Here is a 1,687-nt window from a genome sequence, read left to right as displayed (position 1 = left end):
GCATCGGCGGCCACCCGCTCGGCGAACAATGCCACCGTGCTCGGCACCGCCGGCAACTCCAGCGCCGTGTCGTTGCGGTCGTGCAGCAGCCGGTCGCGCCCGGCGCCGGGCACCCGCAGCAGCCGGGACAGCCGGGCGCCCGGCTCGGCGGCCACGTTCTCCAGCAGCGTGACGTACAGGGCGGCCAGGTTCGCCACCGTCCCGGCGTCGAACAACGTGGCGTCGTAGCCGAAGGTCAGGCCGAACCCGCCGTCCTGCGGCCAGGCGTCCACCATGAGGTCGAACCGGACCGGGGTGTGGCCGGCATGGAAGATCTCGACGTCCAGGCCGTCCATGGAGCCGGCGCCCTCGTCCTGGGTGTGCAGGATGAGCATGCTCTGGAAGAGCTCGGCGGGTTCGCCGCTCCTGCGGACGTGCAGTTCCTCCAGCGGCACGTCCCGGTGTCGGAAGGCGTCCACCACGGCGCTGCGGGTGCGGGCCAGCAACTCGGTGAAGGACGGGTCGCCGGACAGGTCGCCGCGCAGCGCGAGGGTGCCGGCCAGGTAGCCGAACACCGGCTCCAGCTCGACCCGGTCGCGCCCGGCGACGGCGGTGCCGATCGCAAGGTCGTGCTGCCCGCTCTGCCGGCCGAGCAGCGCCTGGTAGGCGGCGAGCAGCACCATGAACAGGGTCGTCCCGGTGCCGCGGCCCAGCTCGCGCAGCCGGTCGACCGTGCCGGCGGGGAGGGTGATCTGCTCGAAGGCGCCGCGCGGGCGCACGCCGTCCGGACGCCGGCGGTCGGTGGGCAGGTCCAGGGCCGGCAGCCCGGCCAGCCGCTCCCGCCAGTAGGCCAGCGCGGCGTCGCCCTCCCCCGCCGCGTCCCTGGCCAGGTGCCAGTGCGCGACGTCGCCCTGCTGCAGGACCGGTCCGGGCAGGTCGCGGCCCTCGTAGCAGGCGGCGAGGTCGGCGAGCAGGACGTTCTGCGACCAGCCGTCCCCGATGATGTGGTGGAACACCACGCACAGCACGTGGTCGCCGTCGTCCAGCCGGATCAGCGTCGCGCGCAGCGGAGGCGCGGCCATCAGGTCCATCGGCGCGTTCACCCGGGCGGTGACCAGCCGGGTGGCCTCGGCCTGCCGCTCGGCGGGCGGCAGGCCTGAAACGTCGAGCCGTTCCACCGGCACCGGGGCGGGCGGCTCGACCACCGCGACCGGCGTCCCGTCCACCTCCGGGAAGCGGGTGCGCAGCGCCTCGTGCCGGGCGGCGACCCGGGTGAGGGCGTCCGCCAGCCGGTCGGGGTCGAGCGGGCCGCGCAGCCGCCGGGCCAGGTACACGTTGTAGGAGGCGTCCTGCGGGTCCAGCCGGTAAAGGAACCACATGCGCTCCTGGGCCGGGGACAGCGGCGGCGGGGTGCCGGCCGGCCGGGGCGCCGGCGGCGTCGAGCCGGCCCGCAGGTCGCCCGTGGCGGCGGCGAGCGCCGCCACGGTGGAGTGGGTGAACAGCGTCGTGACCGGGACCTCGACACCGAGCCGCCGGGTGAGCCGCGCCGCCGCCTTGGCCGCGAGCAGCGAGTGCCCGCCCAGCAGGAAGAAGTCGTCGTCCGGGCCGGCCGAGGCGAGTTCCAGGATCTCGGCGAACACCTCGGCCACTTCGCGCTCGGCGGCGGTGCGCGGGGCGCCGCCGGCACCGCCCGCCGGGAGCTGCGGAT

The 1,687-nt window shown here is 75.9% G+C and carries 1 protein-coding gene; it reads right to left on the bottom strand.

What is annotated here, in order from left to right:
• A partial coding sequence (locus Sru01_RS35005) for a condensation domain-containing protein (RefSeq protein ID WP_239138077.1) occupies nucleotides 1-1,687 on the bottom strand: 1,687 nt, incomplete at both ends.

The organism is Sphaerisporangium rufum, from assembly GCF_016863395.1.
GTDB classification, from domain to species: domain Bacteria; phylum Actinomycetota; class Actinomycetes; order Streptosporangiales; family Streptosporangiaceae; genus Sphaerisporangium; species Sphaerisporangium rufum.
The sequence above is the reverse complement of the archived record's forward strand: the minus strand, read 5'-3'. Positions and strand labels throughout refer to the sequence as shown.